The organism is Alsobacter metallidurans (assembly GCF_014636935.1).
Taxonomy (GTDB): Bacteria; Pseudomonadota; Alphaproteobacteria; order Rhizobiales; family Beijerinckiaceae; genus Alsobacter; species Alsobacter metallidurans.
In genome coordinates, this window is the sequence record NZ_BMES01000002.1 from 1,662,158 (window position 1) to 1,678,240 (window position 16,083).

At 68.3% G+C, this 16,083-nt stretch carries 17 protein-coding genes; 16 read left to right on the plus strand and 1 reads right to left on the minus strand.

Annotated elements, in window-relative coordinates; all coding sequences use genetic code 11:
• The first annotated feature begins 1 nt into the window (after window position 1).
• From IEV99_RS18180 to IEV99_RS18255, 16 genes are all read left to right on the plus strand, one after another.
• On the plus strand, window positions 2-1,414 hold the full coding sequence (locus IEV99_RS18180) for a phenylacetate--CoA ligase family protein (RefSeq protein ID WP_188519130.1): 1,413 nt from the start codon (window positions 2-4) through the stop codon (window positions 1,412-1,414).
• Window positions 1,411-1,605, plus strand: coding sequence for a hypothetical protein (locus IEV99_RS18185; RefSeq protein ID WP_188519131.1), 195 nt, complete (start codon window positions 1,411-1,413; stop codon window positions 1,603-1,605). The genes IEV99_RS18180 and IEV99_RS18185 overlap by 4 nt, the downstream gene beginning before the upstream one ends.
• Entirely contained in the window at window positions 1,602-2,384 is a 783-nt protein-coding gene (locus tag IEV99_RS18190) for an SDR family NAD(P)-dependent oxidoreductase (protein ID WP_188519132.1), read from the plus strand. The genes IEV99_RS18185 and IEV99_RS18190 overlap by 4 nt, the downstream gene beginning before the upstream one ends.
• A gap of 10 nt (window positions 2,385-2,394) precedes the next feature.
• On the plus strand, window positions 2,395-3,159 hold the full coding sequence (locus IEV99_RS18195; protein ID WP_188519133.1) for an SDR family NAD(P)-dependent oxidoreductase: 765 nt from the start codon (window positions 2,395-2,397) through the stop codon (window positions 3,157-3,159).
• 165 nt (window positions 3,160-3,324) lie between these two features.
• The gene (locus tag IEV99_RS18200; RefSeq protein ID WP_188519134.1) at window positions 3,325-4,548 is read left to right on the plus strand and encodes an ABC transporter substrate-binding protein; all 1,224 of its coding nucleotides are present in this window, start codon (window positions 3,325-3,327) and stop codon (window positions 4,546-4,548) included.
• Between the two features lie 49 nt (window positions 4,549-4,597).
• Window positions 4,598-5,470, plus strand: coding sequence for a branched-chain amino acid ABC transporter permease (locus tag IEV99_RS18205; protein ID WP_188519135.1), 873 nt, complete (start codon window positions 4,598-4,600; stop codon window positions 5,468-5,470).
• Between the two features lies 1 nt (window position 5,471).
• A complete protein-coding gene (locus IEV99_RS18210) occupies window positions 5,472-6,461 on the plus strand; it encodes a branched-chain amino acid ABC transporter permease (protein WP_188519136.1) in 990 nt (329 codons plus the stop codon).
• On the plus strand, window positions 6,458-7,213 hold the full coding sequence (locus IEV99_RS18215) for an ABC transporter ATP-binding protein (protein WP_188519137.1): 756 nt from the start codon (window positions 6,458-6,460) through the stop codon (window positions 7,211-7,213). Before IEV99_RS18210 ends, IEV99_RS18215 begins: the two co-directional genes overlap by 4 nt.
• Window positions 7,206-7,904: an ABC transporter ATP-binding protein gene (locus IEV99_RS18220; protein WP_188519138.1), complete on the plus strand. Its 699-nt coding sequence runs from the start codon at window positions 7,206-7,208 to the stop codon at window positions 7,902-7,904. The genes IEV99_RS18215 and IEV99_RS18220 overlap by 8 nt, the downstream gene beginning before the upstream one ends.
• A 10-nt stretch (window positions 7,905-7,914) precedes the next feature.
• Window positions 7,915-9,537: an AMP-binding protein gene (locus tag IEV99_RS18225; RefSeq protein ID WP_188519139.1), complete on the plus strand. Its 1,623-nt coding sequence runs from the start codon at window positions 7,915-7,917 to the stop codon at window positions 9,535-9,537.
• On the plus strand, window positions 9,534-10,283 hold the full coding sequence (locus IEV99_RS18230; RefSeq protein ID WP_188519140.1) for an SDR family oxidoreductase: 750 nt from the start codon (window positions 9,534-9,536) through the stop codon (window positions 10,281-10,283). The genes IEV99_RS18225 and IEV99_RS18230 overlap by 4 nt, the downstream gene beginning before the upstream one ends.
• Before the next feature lie 5 nt (window positions 10,284-10,288).
• On the plus strand, window positions 10,289-11,347 hold the full coding sequence (locus tag IEV99_RS18235; RefSeq protein WP_188519141.1) for an SDR family oxidoreductase: 1,059 nt from the start codon (window positions 10,289-10,291) through the stop codon (window positions 11,345-11,347).
• 84 nt (window positions 11,348-11,431) lie between these two features.
• Window positions 11,432-12,262, plus strand: coding sequence for a FadR/GntR family transcriptional regulator (locus IEV99_RS18240; protein WP_188519142.1), 831 nt, complete (start codon window positions 11,432-11,434; stop codon window positions 12,260-12,262).
• Between the two features lie 123 nt (window positions 12,263-12,385).
• Window positions 12,386-13,360 carry a phosphotransferase family protein gene (locus IEV99_RS18245; protein ID WP_210318672.1) on the plus strand — a complete coding sequence of 325 codons (975 nt, stop codon included), beginning with the start codon at window positions 12,386-12,388 and terminating at the stop codon, window positions 13,358-13,360.
• Window positions 13,361-13,408: 48 nt separating this feature from the next.
• Complete coding sequence (locus tag IEV99_RS18250) at window positions 13,409-15,211, plus strand: acyl-CoA dehydrogenase (protein WP_188519144.1); 1,803 nt, start codon at window positions 13,409-13,411, stop codon at window positions 15,209-15,211.
• Between the two features lie 30 nt (window positions 15,212-15,241).
• Window positions 15,242-15,712 (plus strand): MaoC family dehydratase, encoded by a 471-nt coding sequence (locus IEV99_RS18255; RefSeq protein WP_188519145.1) that lies wholly within the window; start codon window positions 15,242-15,244, stop codon window positions 15,710-15,712.
• Window positions 15,713-15,737: 25 nt separating this feature from the next.
• Here IEV99_RS18255 and IEV99_RS18260 read toward each other — a convergent pair whose 3' ends face one another.
• Entirely contained in the window at window positions 15,738-16,070 is a 333-nt protein-coding gene (locus tag IEV99_RS18260; protein ID WP_188519146.1) for a cupin domain-containing protein, read from the minus strand.
• Window positions 16,071-16,083: the final 13 nt, after the last annotated feature.

Sequence of the window (16,083 nt, forward strand, 5' to 3'; positions counted from 1 at the left end):
GATGATCACCGGTGAAACCTTTTCGTCGGCTTCGCCGCACCTGGGGCGACTCGCCGCCATGAACAGGGCGAGCCTCGAGGCGTTGCAGCTGCGTCGCATCCAGGCTCTGCTCGAGCGGCTCTACGCGCGAAACCCGTTCTATCGCGACCGTATGGACGCCGCTGGCGTCAGGCCCGAGCACATCCGCAGCCTCGAGGATTTCCGCAAGCGCATTCCGGTCGCCACCAAGCAGGACTTCCTGGCCGACCAGGAGGCGCATCCGCCTTTTGGGCGCAGGCTGGGCGTGCCGCGCGAGGACGTCGCGCTCGTCACCCTGACGGGCGGCACCTCCGGACAGGGGCAGGAGGTCTATGGCCGGACCCAGCGCGACGTCCACATGCTGGGGTACCTGCACCAGCTTCCGTGGACGATGGCCGGCCTGCGCCCCGGCGACGTGGCGTTCAACTGCGTCCCTGCAGGCGGCATGACCACGGGCGGCTGGGGCCCTGGCGAAGGCTTCAGGATCGCGGGCGCGACCGCGTTCCACGTCGGTGGGTCGCTGGCCACCGACGCGAAGATCGACATGATGCTGCGCTTCCGGGAAGCGCATTTCATCTACGCCTCCACGAACTACCACCACACCCTGGCCGAAGGCTTCCGGCGCCGCGGAATCCGACCGGCCGAAGGCTTTCCGATGATGCGCACGCTGTTCACGGCCGCGGAGGGCTACCCCATCGAGTGGGCGCAGGAGCTGGAGGCTTTCTGGGGCTGCCGCCTTCACGAAGGCTATGGCAGCACCCAGGGCGTCGGCTTCATCGCCAGCACCTGCGAGTGCGGTGCGGTGCGCCAGGGCGGCAGCCGAGGCTGCATGCATTTTCTGGAGTGGGAGAACTACGCGGAGGTCATCGATCCCGACACCGGCGAACCTGTCGGCCCGGGCGAAGAGGGTGAGATCGTGCTCACCAACCTCGGCGTCGAGGCCTCCCCGGTGCTGCGCTTCGCGACGCGGGACCGGGCGCGGTTCATCCCGCACCACGCCTGCGGGTGTGGCCGGCCCTGGAACGGCATCGAGGCCGGCGGCATCGCGCGCTACGACGACATGATGAAGATCCGCGGCAACAACGTGTGGCCGCTCTCGGTCGACAACGCGGTGTTCAGCCACGCCCATGTCGAGGAATATGCCGGCCGGGTCTTCGTCGACCACGCGGGCCGGACCGAGGTGGAAGTGCGGCTGGCGCTGAAGAACGACGCCCCCGCCGACGAAGCCTGGCGCGAAGATCTCTGCCGGACGCTCACGGAGCGCATCAAGGCTGCGACAAACGTGCTGATGAACGTCCGCGTGATCCCGCGCGAGGACCTGCCGAGCTTCTCCTACAAGGCGCGGCGCTGGACCGACGAGCGCCGCGAAGGCATGCGCACGGAGCGCAGGACATGACCCAGGCCGAGACTCAGCCGAACCCCGCGCAGCAACGCGCCGCGCTCGAGGACATGCGACGCGCCGCCGCCGTTCTGGCGCGTGTGCAGGATCCGCTGCTGCGCGGCCAATATGCGCATCTCGCGGGCCGCATCGAGGCGCTGATCGAAATCCTGGACGCGGGCGGCGTTCCCGCAGGAGGCCAGCCATGACGAGAGCGGGACGACTGGACGGGCGCATCGCTCTGATCACGGGCGGAGCCTCGGGCCTCGGCGCCGCCACCGCGCGAGCCTTCGTGCGCGAAGGTGCCCGGGTGATGATCGCCGACATCGACGAGGGCCGGGCGGCCGAACTCGCGCGCGAACTCGGCGACGGCGCCGCCTTCGTCCCGTGCGACCACACCGACCGCGGCCAGACGGAGGCCGCCGTCGCGGCCACGCTCGCGGCTTTCGGTGCGCTCGACATTCTGCACAACAACGCCGGCGGCCCCTTTGCGGGCCCGGTGGAGAGCGCCGACGACGCCGTGCTGGCGCGGGTGATCGGCGTCAACCTGGTGGGCGTGTTCAAGATGACGCAGTCGGCGCTGCCCGCCTTGCGGGAGAGCGCTGCGCGCAGGCCGCACGGGGCCTCGATCCTTTTCACGTCCTCGCTGCAGGGCATCAAGGCGCGGCCGAACTACACGGTCTACACGGCCTCCAAGCACGGCGTCGTCGGCCTCGTGAAGGGGTTGGCGCTGGAGCTCGCGCCGGCCAACATTCGGGTGAACGCGATCTGTCCCACCGTGACAGAGACGCCGATGCTGCGCTCGTTCCTGCCCGGGATGGCCCCCGACATGGACGAGGCCCGCGCGCGGCTGAAGGCCACGATACCGCTGGGCCGGATGCCGGAGCCGGAAGACACCGCCAACGCGGCGCTGTTTCTGGCGTCGGACGAAGCCCGCATGATCACCGGCGTGGCGCTTGCGGTGGATGGCGGACAGATGGCGGGCTGAGGAGGGCGCGATGGGCTATCCGGACTTTCGACTGGATGGCCAGGTGGCCATCGTCACGGGCGGCAGCAGCGGCCTCGGCCAGGCCGGAGCGTTGGCGCTCGCGAATGCGGGGGCCGACGTGGTGGTGGCCGCGCGGCGCCTGCCCGAATGCGAGGCTGTGGCGGAGCAGATCCGCCTCATGGGCCGGCGAGCCCTCGCGGTTTCGGTCGATGTCACCGACCCCGGCTCTACCCGCGCGCTGGCGCAGGCGGCCGAAGAGTTCGGCCCGGTGAGCATCCTGTTCAACAACGCGGGCGTCATCTCGCCCAAGTCTCTGGCCGACACCTCCGCGGAGGAGTGGCGCCGCACCCTGGACGTCAGCGCGACCGGAACGTTTCTGTGCAGCCAGGCGGTGGCGCCGGCGATGAGCCGCCGCGGACGCGGCGCGATCATCAACATGGGGTCGATCCTCTCCAGCGTCGGCATGGCCAACCGCGTCGCCTACGCGACCGCAAAAACCGCCGTGATCAGCATCACCCGCTGCCTGGCCGTGGAGCTCGGGCCATCGGGAGTGCGGGTCAACGCCATCGCGCCGACGGTGATCGTCACCGATCTCAATCGCAAGCTCACCGAAACGCAGCCTGAACTCTACCGGCGCGTGCTGGAGCGCATGCCGCTCGGCCGGTTGGGCCAGACCGACGACGTCACGGGAGCTCTCGTGTTCCTGGCCTCTCCGGCGGCCTCGTTTATCACCGGGCAGACGCTTTACGTCGACGGCGGCTTCACGGCCGGTTGAGCCGCGCGCGCGGGGCGAAATTGCCCGTCCTGCGAGCTGATCCGATTGCCGGTCCCGCGTGGGGCATGGTACAAACTATTGTCGGACAATCCGACATAACCCGGCGAAATGACCGGGATAGCGAGCAGCGCCGCGAGAGCGCTTCGAGGAAACGCGAGAGGGACTATGACCAGCTTTGGGACGCTTACCCGTAGGGGAGTCACTGCGCTTTTGGCCGCCGCTCTCGGGGCCGGAGCCTTCACCGGCGCTCAGGCGCAACAGCCTCCGATCAAGATTGGTTTGACCACCGATCTCACCGGCATCGCGGCGGCTTACGCCCGTGGCCAGGTGAACGGCGTCGAGCTCGCGATCGCAGAGATCAACGCGGCGGGCGGCATCATGGGCCGCAAGCTCGAGTTGCTCGTCCGTGACAGCCAACTGCGGCCGGAGCTCGGCACGAGCCATACGCGAGACCTGATCACCCGCGAAAAGGTCGACTTCCTGATCGGGCCGGACGCGAGTTCGGTTGGCGTTGCGGTCTCGGCGGTCGCCAAGCAGTACAAGAAGGTCGTCGTCATGACGATCCCGAACACGCCGCGACTGGTGGGCGAGCTCTATCATCCGCATTTCTTCACCATCGTGCCGAGCGGCACCATGCTGGCGCGGGCTATGGCGGAGGGCCTGGACAAGAAATACAAGTCCATCGCGTTTATCGGCGGCGATTACGAAGCGTCGCATCAGGCCGTGAAGTATTTCGGCGATTGGCTTGCCAAGGTGAACCCTGAGGCCAAGATCACCAACACCCAGTGGCCCAAGCTCGGAGAGCCGGATTTCACGCCCTACATCACCCAGCTTCTCTCGAGCAAGCCGGACCTGATCTTCTCCTATCTGTGGGGTTCGGACCTGATCGCGTTCATCAAGCAGGCGAAGTCCTACGGCCTGTTCGAGCGCACCAAATTCGCCACCCTGCTCTTCCTGGACGACCTGCGGGCGCTCGGCTCGGAAATGCCCGACGGCATTCTCGGCCAGATGTACGCGCCGCCGTTCGGCACCAAGGGCGGGAAGATGGACACCTTCATCCAGGCCTTCAACGCCAAGTACAACGCCTACCCGTCGGACTGGGCCGTGATGGCATATGACGGGATGATGCTGCTGGCCCAGGGCATCAAAGCCGCGAACTCGGTCGACCAGGAAGCGGTCAGGACCGCGCTGGAGGGGATCAAGTACGAAGGCCTGCAGGGCGGCGTCACGACGTTCCGCGAGGTGGACCACCAGGGCAACGTGCCTTCGTTCCTGGGCGTCACCGGCAAGGATGACAAGCTGCCGTTCAAGACCCTCGTCGACATCAAGCGGATCGAAGCCGACAAGGTTTGGCCGACGCCGCAGGAGATCCTGGCGGAGCGCAAATAGGCGCTCCTCCGACTTCATCCCGGGCGTGGTCAAGGCGGTCTGATCTGACATGACGGATGTGCTGATTCAAATCCTGAGCGGCGTGAGCAGGGGCATGGTCCTGTTCATCGTCGCCTCGGGTCTGACCCTGATCTTCGGGGTGCTGAGGGTCGCCAACTTCGCCCATGGCTCGTTCTACATGGTGGCGGCCTTCGTCACCTACACGGTCACCCGGATGGCGGGGGGCGGCATGCCCGGCTTCCTCGCCTCCCTGGTGATCGCGCCCTTGTGCGTCGCGGCGCTCGGCGCGGCGATCGAGATGCTGCTGCTGCGGCGCATCCAGCATCGCGACCACTTCTACCAACTGATCCTCACCTTCGCGATCACCCTCATCGTGGCGGACGGGGTCAAGATGATCTGGGGCCGGGACTATCGTTCGGTGCCTCGGCCGCAATTGCTCGAGGGAAGCATTTCGATCTTTGGGTCGCCGTTCCCCAGCTACTACGTTCTGCTGATCGTGATCGGCCTCGTGATCGCCCTGGCGCTGCGGCTCATGCTCGAGCGCACGCGCTTCGGCAAGACGCTGCGGGCCGCCGTGGCGGATGGCGAGATGGTGGGAGCGCTCGGCGTCAACGTGCCGCTTCTCTACACCGGCGTGTTCACCCTCGGGGCGTGGCTGGCGGGTTTAGGCGGCGCGCTTGCCGCGCCGGTCGGATCGATCGCGATCGGGATCGACAACTCCATCATTATCGAGAGCTTCGCGGTGGTGATCATCGGCGGCGTGGGCAGCGTCTCGGGCGCGCTCGTCGGCGCTCTGGTGATCGGCGTCCTGCAGGCGATCGGCATTATGGTCGCGCCGCGGCTTGCCATCGCGTTCATCTTCATCGCCCTCTGCGCCGTGCTGCTGCTGCGGCCGCAAGGCCTGCTCGGAAGGCGCGCCTGACATGGGTTGGAGAAGAGAAGCCGCCCCGCTCCTCGTCCTTCTCGCCACCATGGCGGCGCTGCCGTTCCTGGTCGGCGAAAGCGACGTCTATCTGGCCAACGACTTCCTGATCACCGCGCTTTTCGCGATGAGCTTCAACCTGCTGCTCGGGCAGGCCGGAATGCTGTCCTTCGGGCATGCGGCCTTCTACGGGCTCGGCGCCTACACGGTCGCGCTGCTCTACAGCAAGCTCGGCGTGCCGATCGTGCCCGGCATCCTGGCGGCCCCGCTGGTCGCAGGCGTCATGGCGCTCGCGATCGGCTTCTTCGTTGTGCGGCTCGAAGGCATGTATTTCGCCATGCTCAGCCTGTCCTTCGCGCAGCTGATCTTCTCGGTGGTGTCGAGCTGGTACAGCTTCACGGGCGGCGACAACGGCCTGCCGGTGAGCCCGCCGGATTGGCTGCTGCCCACCAACGCCTACTACTACTTCACGCTCGCGGTCGTCTCCGTCTGCATCGGGCTGCTGTTCCTCGTGCGCCGCTCCACCTTCGGGGCCGCGCTGGCGGCCATTCGCGAGAACCCGCAACGCGCTGCCTATCTGGGCCTCAACGTGCGGGTTTACCAGCTCGCCGCCTTCGTGCTGGCGGGGGCGCTCGCCGGTGTGGCCGGATCCTTGCGATCGCCCCTTCAGCAGATGGCGTTCCCGTCGCTGCTCTACTGGACGCAGTCTGCCGATCCGGTGCTGATGACGCTCGCGGGCGGCGTCGGGGCCTTTATCGGGCCCATCGTGGGTGCGGCGCTGTTCGTGCTGCTGACCTTCGTGGTCACGAGCCACACCGATTATCCCCTCTTCGCTTTCGGGGCCGTGGTGCTGGTGCTCGTCCTGTTTCTGCCCAAGGGCATCGTCGGGACGGTCGAGGGCTGGTGGGATCGTCGCCGCGCCAAGCCGGCTCCGGCCACGCCACCGCAGGCCGCCCACGCGGCCGCCCAGCAGGAAGGGTCGCGGCCATGACGGACGCCGTTCTGGAACTGCGCGGCGTCAGCAAGACGTTCGGCCCGTTCAAGGCCGTCACGGACATGAGCCTGTCCGTCCTGAAAGGCGAGATCCACGCCCTGATCGGCCCGAACGGCGCCGGAAAGAGCACGCTCCTGAACATGGTGGCCGGCGGCCTGCCGCCCAGCGCCGGCGAAATCCTGTTCGCCGGGCGCAGCATCGTGGGGCTGCCGCCGCACCAGATCGTCCATGCGGGCATCGCGCGGTCGTTCCAGATCACCAGCATCTTCCCGAAGCTTTCGGTGATCGAGAATGTCCGCATCGCCCTGATGGCGCGGCAGGGCCGTTGCCGGTCGCTGTTCGCGCCCGCCGCGGGCGTGATGCAGGACGACGCGCTCGCGCTGCTGGAGCAGGTCCACATGGAGCGCGACCTGGATCGGCCGGCCGGGGAACTGGCGGCGGGCGACCGCAAGCGGCTGGAGTTCGCGATGGCGCTGGCCGGAGCGCCCGAGCTGATGCTGCTGGACGAGCCCACGGCCGGGATGAGCCCCGAGGAGCGCTCGCTCGTCACCGCCATCATCCGCAAGATCAACGCGACCCGCGGCGTCACGGTGCTGTTCACGGAGCACGATATCGACATGGTGTTTTCCACCGCGCATCGCATCACCGTGATGCACCAGGGCTCCAAGCTGACCGAGGGGGAGCCTGCGGCCGTGCGGGCCAACCCGCGCGTGCGCGAGCTCTATTTGGGCGAGGCCGCGCATGCTTGAGTGCGATCGCCTCCACACCTATTACGGCGCGGCGCACGTCCTGTTTGCCGTGTCGCTCAATGTCGCGCCCGGGACGGCGGCCTGCATTCTCGGCCGGAACGGGGTCGGGAAGTCGACGACGCTGCGCACCGTGATGGGACTGACGCCGCCGCGGGAAGGAAGCATCCTGTTCAAGGGCCGCAGGATCGACGGCCTGCCGGCCTACAAGGTGGCCCGGATGGGCTTGGGCTATGTTCCGGAGGACAGGCGCGTCTTCGCCGAGCTCAGCGTCGAGGACAACCTGCTCGTGGCGGAGCGGCAGGCCGAAGGCGGCTTCGGCTGGACGGCCGAACGGGCGTTCGAGGTGTTCCCGGCCTTGCAGGAGTTCAGGACGCGCCTCGCCGGATTCCTCAGCGGCGGCCAGCAGCAGATGCTCACCATCGCGCGGGCGCTGATGGGCAATCCCTCGATGCTGCTGCTCGACGAGCCCACCGAGGGGCTTTCGCCCGTGATGGTGAAGACCCTCGAGGAGGCGATCCTGTCCCTCAAGCGCGAGGGCCTCACCATGCTGGTCGCCGCGCAGGACATGCACTTCGCCGCCAAAGTCGCCGACCACCTCTACGTCATGAACCGCGGCGCGATCGTCTACGAGGGGCAGCGCGCCGACATGGAGCGGGATGCGGCGGTGATCCAGTCGCATCTCGTGGTTTGAGAGGCGAGACATGGCATCCGCGCCCGACGACTGGGTCATCGGCGCCATGCTGCGGCGGCAGGCGCGCGAACGCCCCGACGCCGTCTATTTGGAGCTGACCACCGGCGGCCGCATCACCTACGGCCAGATGGACGAGGACGTCGACCGGGTCGCCACCGGCCTCGGCGGAATCGGCGTGGGCTTCGGCGACCGCGTGCTCGTGATGATGCGCAACTCGGCCGCCTATCTCCAGTGCTGGCTCGCCCTGATGCGCCTGGGCGCCGTCATCGTGCCGGTGAACACCGCCTTCAGGGGCGACTTCCTGGACTATGTCGTCAACGATTCCGGCGGGACGACGCTCGTGGCCGACGCCGAATTCCTGCCCGTCGTTGAGGCCTCGGCCCCGCGCCTTCCGGGGCTGAGTTCCGTGGTGGTCGTGGGCTCGGACGCCGCGCCTCGGACTGACGGGCCCGCGGCCGTTCCGATCCGTTTCGAGGAGCTGCTGCGCGCTCCCGCGCGCGACCCGGGCGTAGTGGTCACGCCGCGCGACGCCGCATCCATCCTGTATACGTCCGGCACGACGGGACGCTCCAAGGGGGCCCTGCTCCCGCACGGACACCAGCGCCTCAACCCGCACGTCTATATCGATCGCCTGGGCCTCACCTCCGAGGATGCGATCTATTGCTGCCTGCCGCTATTTCACGCCAACGGGCTGCTGCTGCAGGCCTATGGGGCGATGATCCTGGGCGCCCGCCTCATCCTGGCTCCCGGCTTCAGCGCCAGCGGCTGGCTGGGAGACATCCGCCGCCACGGCGCCACGGCGACCAATCTTCTTGGCGCCATGACCGAGTTCGTCTGGCGGCAGCCGGAGCGGCCCGACGATTCCGAGACGCCGCTGCGCATCGCCTGCGTGGTGCCGGTCCCGAAATTCGGAGAAGCCTTCCAGCGGCGGTTCGGCATGCGCATGGTCGAACTCTACGGCGCGACGGAGATCAACTGCCCCTTCTACATGCCGCGCGACGAACCGCTACGCCCGGGCTCATGCGGCCGCATCATCGACGAGTGGTTCGAGGTGCGCATCGCCGATCCCGAAACCGACGAGCCGGTCCCGGACGGCGAGGTCGGCGAACTGCTGGTCCGGCCTAAGGCCGCCTGGACCACGATGCTGGGCTACGTCAACCAGCCGGACGCCACGGTGCGCACCTGGCGGAACCTGTGGTTCCACACCGGGGACGCCTTCCGCCGCGATCCGGACGGCTACTACGCCTTCGTGGACCGGCTCAAGGACAGCCTGCGCCGACGTGGCGAGAACATTTCGTCCTTCGAGGTCGAACAGGTGCTGCTCGCCCATCCGGGCGTCGCCGAGGCCGCCGTGGTGGGCGTGCGGTCCCCCACCGATGAGAAGGAGCAGGAGGTGATGGCCTTCGTGGTCCCGCAGGAGGGCAGCCTCGATCCCGGCGAACTGGCCGACTTCTGCGCCGGCCGCATGCCGGCCTTCGCGACGCCGCGCTACATCGAGGTTCGGGCCGCCTTGCCGAAAACCCAGACCCAGAAGGTGCTGAAACACCTGCTGCGCGAGCAGGGCGTGGGCCCGAACACCTGGGAGAACCCGGTGATCAGCAAGCCCCGCCAGGGGCCGGGGGAACGCCGATGACGGCGCCGGATCTACTAAAAGGCAAGACCGCGCTGGTGACGGGCGCGACGAGCGGCATCGGGGAAGCGCTGTCACGGCGGCTCGCCGGCCGTGGCGCGCACGTCATCCTGCTCGCGCCCGACCCCGCGCGCGTGGCGCGGCTCGCGGACGAGCTCGGCGCGAGCGCGACGGCGCTGCCGCTCGATCTCCGCGACCACGCCGCCGTCGACGCGGTCGCGTCCCGGATACCGCCCGCCGTTCGCGCCATCGACGTGCTCGTCAATTGCGCCGGCCACGACATGGGCGGCGACGTGCGGTTCCACGAGCTGGACCCGAGCGCCCTGGACGGCATCATGGCGGTCAATGTTCTCGGGCTGATGCGCCTGACGCGCGCCATCCTCCCCGCCATGGTGGAGCGCGGGCGCGGCGACATCGTGAATGTGGGATCCATCACCAGCCGGCAGCGCAGCCGCCATCTTGCCGCCTATGCCAGCAGCAAGCATGCGGTGCACGGCTTCAGCCAATCGCTCAGGGCGGACTACGCCGACACGGACCTGCGGATCATCGAGATCCTGCCCGGAGCGGTGAAAACCAACTTCGCCAGCCGGCGCCTGGGCGGCGATGACGCGCGCGCAGCCGCATTCTACGAGCGCTTCCCCGTCACGCTGAGCCCCGATGACGTTGCATCGGCCATCCTCTATGCGCTGGAGCAGCCGCTGAACGTGACCGTGTCAGAACTGGTGGTCGTGCCCACCCGAGAGCGGTGACGCCCATGCCTGATCGCAACGTCGCGCTTGTTGTCGGATCTTCGGGCCTGGTCGGCGGCAGCATCGCCGGGCATCTTCAAGGCCAGCCCGGCTGGGACGTGATCGGCGTCTCGCGCCGCGCGGGCGCCTCGCCCGCTCCGGGCTGGCGCCACGAGGCGATCGACCTGCTGGACGCCGCCGCCTGCGAGCGCGCGGCGGAGCGGCTGGGCCATGTCACGCATGTGTTCTACGCCGGCCGCGCCCCGGGAGCAGACCCCGCCGGCGAGCGCGCCGCGAATGCGGCGATGCTGCAGAACCTGATGACCGCGCTGGAGCCGGTCGCGACCGGGCTGCGGCATGTCAGCCTGCTGCACGGCACCAAGTGGTACGGCAGCCATCTGGGCCCATACCGCACGCCGGCGCGGGAGGACGACCCTCGCTCACCGCAGCCCAACTTCTACCATGACCAGGTGGATTGGCTCACCCGGCGCCAACGGGGGCGCGGCTGGACCTGGTCCAGCCTGAGGCCCCACATTGTATGCGGGGTCTCGGTCGGCTACCCGTTCAACCTCGTCACCACCCTCGGCGCCTATGCGGGCCTTTGCCGCGCGAAGCGGCGGCCCATGACCTTCCCGGGGACGCCCGAATGCTGGAATTCCGTATCGCAGGCCACGGACGTTGGCCTTCTGGCGCGCGCCGCCGCTTGGGCGGCGACGGAGCCCGGCTGCGCCGGCCAGTCGTTCAACATCGTCAACGCCGACTATTTCCGCTGGCGTGATCTGTGGCCGCGCCTGGCGGAAGCGTTCGGAGTCGAGCCTGGCGGCGTCGAGAGTCGCAGTCTGGCGGCGGAATTCGAGACGGACGCGCCGCTCTGGGACGCAATTGTCCGCCGCGAGCGTCTGCTGCCTTTCCGGCTGGAACAGGTCGCAAACGGCGCCTTCGCGGATTTCCTCTTCTCGGCGGGATGGGACGACATGTCGTCCACCGCCAAGATCCGCCGCTTCGGCTTCGGAGAGGTCGTCGAAACGGAGCCGATGTTCGACGCGATGATCTCGGAGTTGCGCCGACGGCGGATCGCGCCATGAGAAGGGCCGCCGCGTTGAACTCGGCCCGAGGCGCGCTATAGCTTCATCCGCCGCCCTGCGGTTTGTCTCAGAAGGAGATTGCGATTGGCCGTAGCTCGTTTTCAACGCCTCGAGGCGGCCCCGGCCTACAGAACGGTGGCGGCCTCCATCGAGCGTGAGATCGTCGCAGGCCGAATCAAGCCCGGCGATCAATTGCCGACCGAGATGGCGCTGGCCGAGACGTTCGGGGTCAACCGCTCCACGGTGCGCGAGGGCATCCGGCTGCTCGAGGATGGCGGCATGATCGAGAGGCGCAACGGCAAGCGGCTCTATGTATCGCTGCCCCACTTCCAGACGCTCGCGAGCCGGGCGACGCGGGCGCTGGTGGTGCACGAGGTGACGTTCCGCGAGCTCTGGGAAGCCTCGATGCCGCTGGAGCCGGAGATCGCGTTTCACGCCGCGGAACGGATCACCGCCGGGGAGATCGAGGATCTGCGCGCCAATCTCGCCGCCATGTCGGCGGCGCGCGACGACACCGAACTTTTCGTCAAGCTCGACATGGAATTCCATGAGCTTCTCGCCAAGGCGACGAAGAACCGCGTGTTCATCCTCGCCCGGGAACCCATCAGCCTGCTGTTTCTGCCGGCCGGAAAGATCATCCTGCCGCAACTGCGGACCGAGCAGCGCGTGGTCGACGCCCATGGCGAACTGATCGCCATGCTGGAGCGGCGCGACGCCGTCGGCGCGCGCACCTGGATGATGAAGCACATGGTCGATTTCAAGCGCGCCTACGACCGCACGGGGCTCGATCTGGACATGCCGCTCTACGCCGCCATGCAGCGCTCGAAGCAGCTCTACGCCAGCAACGAAGAGGCCGCCAGAACCCCGCGCCGCACGAGCCGCAAGGCGACCGCCAGGAAACCCGACGCGGCTTGACGAGCTTGTCGAGCGGAACGGGTTCGGGCTAGTTTGATTGCCCGATTGTCGGACAACACTATGCCCAGCCCGAACCCCTCCGCGCCACCCCCGCCAGCCTTTCTCGGCGCACTTTGCGAATGGTTGAAGACGCGGCTCCCGGGAGACTGGGACGGCGCAACGCTGAAGGCCTTCACGCAGGGGCAATCCAACCCGACCTACCTGCTGCAGGCCGGCGCCTGCGCCTATGTGTTGCGGGCCAGGCCCGCCGGCGTCCTGCATGCGTCCGCGCACGCGATCGACCGCGAATTCCGGGTGCTGGAAGCGCTTGCGGGCAGCGCCGTGCCGGTCCCGGCGCCGCGCCTCTACTGCGACGACGCGGGATTGATAGGCGTCGCCTTCTACGTGATGGACTACGTGCCCGGGCGGCTGTTGGCCGACCCCGCTTTGCCCGAACTGTCCCCCGATGACCGGCGCGCCGCCTACGCGTCGTTCGTGACCACGCTGGCGGAGCTCCACTCGATCGATCCAGCGTCCGTCGGCCTCGGCGACTTCGGCCGGCCCGGCCAGTACTACGAGCGGCAGATCTCGCGCTGGACGCGGCAGTACCGGGCGGCCGAGACCGAGACCATCCGGGCGATGGAGCATCTCCTCGCCTGGTTGCCGGGCAACATGCCCGGCGAAGAAACCGTCAGCCTGGTGCATGGCGACTACCGCTTCGAGAACCTGTTGTTCCACCCCACCGCCCCGACCGTCTCGGCCGTGCTGGACTGGGAGCTTTCGACCCTCGGTGACCCGCTGGCCGACCTCGCCTATGCGGCGCTCTGGCATCGGTTGCCGCCCCATGCCTTTCGGGGTCTCGCAGGTCGGGCCGCCCACTTCCCCGGTGTGCCGAGCGAGGCGGAATTCGTGGCCGACTATTGCGCGCGGGTGGGCCGGCCGCCGATCGCGAACTGGCGCTTCTACGTGGCCTTTTCGTTCTTTCGCCTCGCCGCGATCCTCCAGGGTGTGCGCAAGCGTGCGCTGGACGGCAACGCGGCCGGACCAGACGCCTTGCAACGCGGCGCGCTGGCGGGGCTCTGCGCCGAGCTGGGGTGGGACGCCGCACAGCGCGGATGATGGCTGGGCTCCGGGCCGGAGCGCCAGCCGAAAGAAAGCGGGACGGGAATGGACGAACTGATCGATCGCCGGGTTCTGGATTTCGTCCTGGGCGACTGGCTCAAGGTCGACCGGCTCTACGCCCGCGCCGCTTTCGCCGAGCACAGCCGGGAAAGCACGTCGGCGATGCTCGACGTCGCCGACCGGGTCGCGCGGACGCGGTTTTTGCCCCACTACAAGGACGCCGACCGCCAGGAGCCCTGGCTCGAAAACGGCGTCGTGCGCCTCCTGCCCCAGATCGAGGACGCGCTGGGCGCCTTCGCGGAGGCGGGGCTTTCGGCCGCGCCGTTCCCCGAGCGCTTCGGCGGTCTTGCCGCGCCCAACGTCGTTTATTCGGCCTGCATGGCGCACGTGATGGCGGCCAACATCGCCACGGCCGCCTACGCGATGCTGACCACCGCCAACGCCCGGCTGCTCTGCGCCTTCGGGTCGGAGGCTCAGGTCGACGCGCTGGCGCTTCCGCAGATCGCCGGCGACGCCTTCGGGACGATGTGCCTGTCCGAGCCGCAGGCGGGCTCATCGCTCGCCGACATCGCCACCCGCGCGGCGCCGGACGGCGAGTATCCGCTGGGATCGCGGTACCGGCTCACCGGAACCAAAATGTGGATCTCCGGCGGCGACCATCAGATGGGGCGCAACATCGTCCATCTGGTGCTGGCCAAGATCGTCGGGCCCGACGGAGTTCTTCCGGCCGGAACCCAGGGCGTCTCGCTGTTCGCCACGCCCAAGACACTGGCGGACGGACAGCGCAACGACATCGTGGTCGCCGGCCTGAACCACAAGATGGGCTACCGCGGCACGGTGAACTGCCTGCTGAATTTCGGCGAGGGCGCCGCTACGCCGGACGGCGCGCCGGGAGCGATCGGTTATCTGATCGGCCAGCCCGGGCAAGGCCTCGCAATCATGTTCCACATGATGAACGAGGCCCGCATCGGGGTGGGGTTGGGCGCCGCCGCCCTGGCGTGCCGCGGCTTCGCGCTATCGCGGCGCTATGCGCGCGAGCGGCTGCAGGGTCGGCCGCCGGGCCAGCGCGACGCCAGGGCGCAGTCGCCGCTCGTCGCTCACGCGGATGTCCGGCGCATGCTGGTCGCCCAGAAGGCCTTCGCAGAGGGCGCGCTCAGCCTCGTCCTGTTCTGCGCGATGCTGGTCGACGACGAGAAGACCGCTCTCACCGAAGAGGAGCGCAGCGACGCCGGCCGCCTGCTGGGCCTGCTCACCCCGCTCGCCAAGACATGGCCGTCCGAATGGGGCCTGGCGGCCAACGATCTCGCCATCCAGATCCACGGCGGCTACGGCTACACGCGCGATTTCGACGTTGAGCAGCTCTACCGGGACAACCGCCTCAACGCGATCCACGAAGGAACGACCGGAATTCAGGCCGCGGACCTGCTCGACCGCAAGATCCTGCGGGATGAAGGGAGAGGGCTGGCGTTGCTTGGCGCGCGGGTCGCCGACACGATTTCGCGGGCTCGGCTGGAGCCATCCCTGTCCGGTTGGGCGCACGACCTTGCCGAGCTATGGGCGGAATTCTCCCAAACCATCGCGGTTCTGGCGGAGCGTGACAACCGGCGCGCGCTGCCGCATGCGGGGCCCGTCCAAAGCGCGCTCGGGCACCTCGTGATAGCTTGGATCTGGCTCGACCAATGCGTGGTCGCCCTGCCAGGCGGCCCCCAAGACCCGAACCTCGCGGCCGGGATCACGGCTGCGGCGAACCACTTCTTCGCCTTTGAAGCCCCCCGCGTCAGGATCTGGAGCAACGCCGCCCGGAATGACGCAAGCTTGCCGCCTGCGCTCTCCGACTTCGTGCTGTAGACGCACGCTGACACAAAGACTGGCCAGACCATGAAGCTGTATTACGAAGATATCGAGAAGGGCGCCGTGTACAAAACCGGCGGCGTGACGGTGACCGAGGACGCCATCATCCGTTACGCCATGGACTATGACGTCCAGCCCTTTCACGTGGACCGGGAAGCCGCGAAGCAGTCGATCTTCGGCGAGTTGGTTGCGAGCGGCCTGCACACGCTCTCGCTCACGTTCAGGCTTTGCAATCAGGAGGGCCTGTTCACCAAAACCGCGGTCGCGGGACTGGGCTTCGACGCTGTCCGATTCCATGCCCCGGTGCGGCCCGGCAGCACGCTGCGCGCAACCGCCACGGTTCTGGACAGGCGCATGTCAGCGAGCCGGCCGCAATACGGGATCGTGACCTGGCTCATCGAGACCCACGACAACCGGGGCGACCGGGTGCTCAGCCTCACGATGTCCCATCTGCAGGAAAGCCGGGCGGCGTCCGTTCCCGCTCCCGCGGCAGGTTGACCCGTCCGCCCGCAGAGCCGACGGACTAGGCGTATTCGGGTCTCGCCGGCGTGAAGACGTCCAGGTTGAGCACCGCCTCGTCCCCGATGACCTCGCCCCAGTGCTCCACATTCGGCGGCACCACGAGAAGCTGGCCCGGGCCGAGGATGTGCTCCTCGCCGCCCACCACGAAGCGGATCCGGCCCGCCAGGATGTAGGCGATCTGCTCGTTGGGATGGGAGTGCGGCTTGGGCTCATGCCCGGGCTGGAGCCGATGCAGCGCCACGGTCGCGCCGTCGCCCGTGAAGCCCTTGCGCTCGACGCCGGGGCGAACCGGCGTCCACGGGATGTCGTTCCAGTTGATCGTGGGGATGCTCATCGGCGGATCTCCG

What these genes read in the sequence shown, in the direction of transcription:
- IEV99_RS18180 (WP_188519130.1), top strand. Translation starts at nt 2, where the DNA reads ATGATCACCGGTGAAACCTTTTCGTCGGCTTCGCCGCACCTGGGGCGA.
- IEV99_RS18220 (WP_188519138.1), top strand. Translation starts at nt 7,206, where the DNA reads ATGCTTGAGTGCGATCGCCTCCACACCTATTACGGCGCGGCGCACGTC.
- IEV99_RS18205 (WP_188519135.1), top strand. Translation starts at nt 4,598, where the DNA reads ATGACGGATGTGCTGATTCAAATCCTGAGCGGCGTGAGCAGGGGCATG.
- IEV99_RS18195 (WP_188519133.1), top strand. Translation starts at nt 2,395, where the DNA reads ATGGGCTATCCGGACTTTCGACTGGATGGCCAGGTGGCCATCGTCACG.
- IEV99_RS18235 (WP_188519141.1), top strand. Translation starts at nt 10,289, where the DNA reads ATGCCTGATCGCAACGTCGCGCTTGTTGTCGGATCTTCGGGCCTGGTC.
- IEV99_RS18260 (WP_188519146.1), bottom strand. Translation starts at nt 16,070, where the DNA reads ATGAGCATCCCCACGATCAACTGGAACGACATCCCGTGGACGCCGGTT.
- IEV99_RS18185 (WP_188519131.1), top strand. Translation starts at nt 1,411, where the DNA reads ATGACCCAGGCCGAGACTCAGCCGAACCCCGCGCAGCAACGCGCCGCG.
- IEV99_RS18200 (WP_188519134.1), top strand. Translation starts at nt 3,325, where the DNA reads ATGACCAGCTTTGGGACGCTTACCCGTAGGGGAGTCACTGCGCTTTTG.
- IEV99_RS18250 (WP_188519144.1), top strand. Translation starts at nt 13,409, where the DNA reads ATGGACGAACTGATCGATCGCCGGGTTCTGGATTTCGTCCTGGGCGAC.
- IEV99_RS18225 (WP_188519139.1), top strand. Translation starts at nt 7,915, where the DNA reads ATGGCATCCGCGCCCGACGACTGGGTCATCGGCGCCATGCTGCGGCGG.
- IEV99_RS18215 (WP_188519137.1), top strand. Translation starts at nt 6,458, where the DNA reads ATGACGGACGCCGTTCTGGAACTGCGCGGCGTCAGCAAGACGTTCGGC.
- IEV99_RS18230 (WP_188519140.1), top strand. Translation starts at nt 9,534, where the DNA reads ATGACGGCGCCGGATCTACTAAAAGGCAAGACCGCGCTGGTGACGGGC.
- IEV99_RS18190 (WP_188519132.1), top strand. Translation starts at nt 1,602, where the DNA reads ATGACGAGAGCGGGACGACTGGACGGGCGCATCGCTCTGATCACGGGC.
- IEV99_RS18255 (WP_188519145.1), top strand. Translation starts at nt 15,242, where the DNA reads ATGAAGCTGTATTACGAAGATATCGAGAAGGGCGCCGTGTACAAAACC.
- IEV99_RS18210 (WP_188519136.1), top strand. Translation starts at nt 5,472, where the DNA reads ATGGGTTGGAGAAGAGAAGCCGCCCCGCTCCTCGTCCTTCTCGCCACC.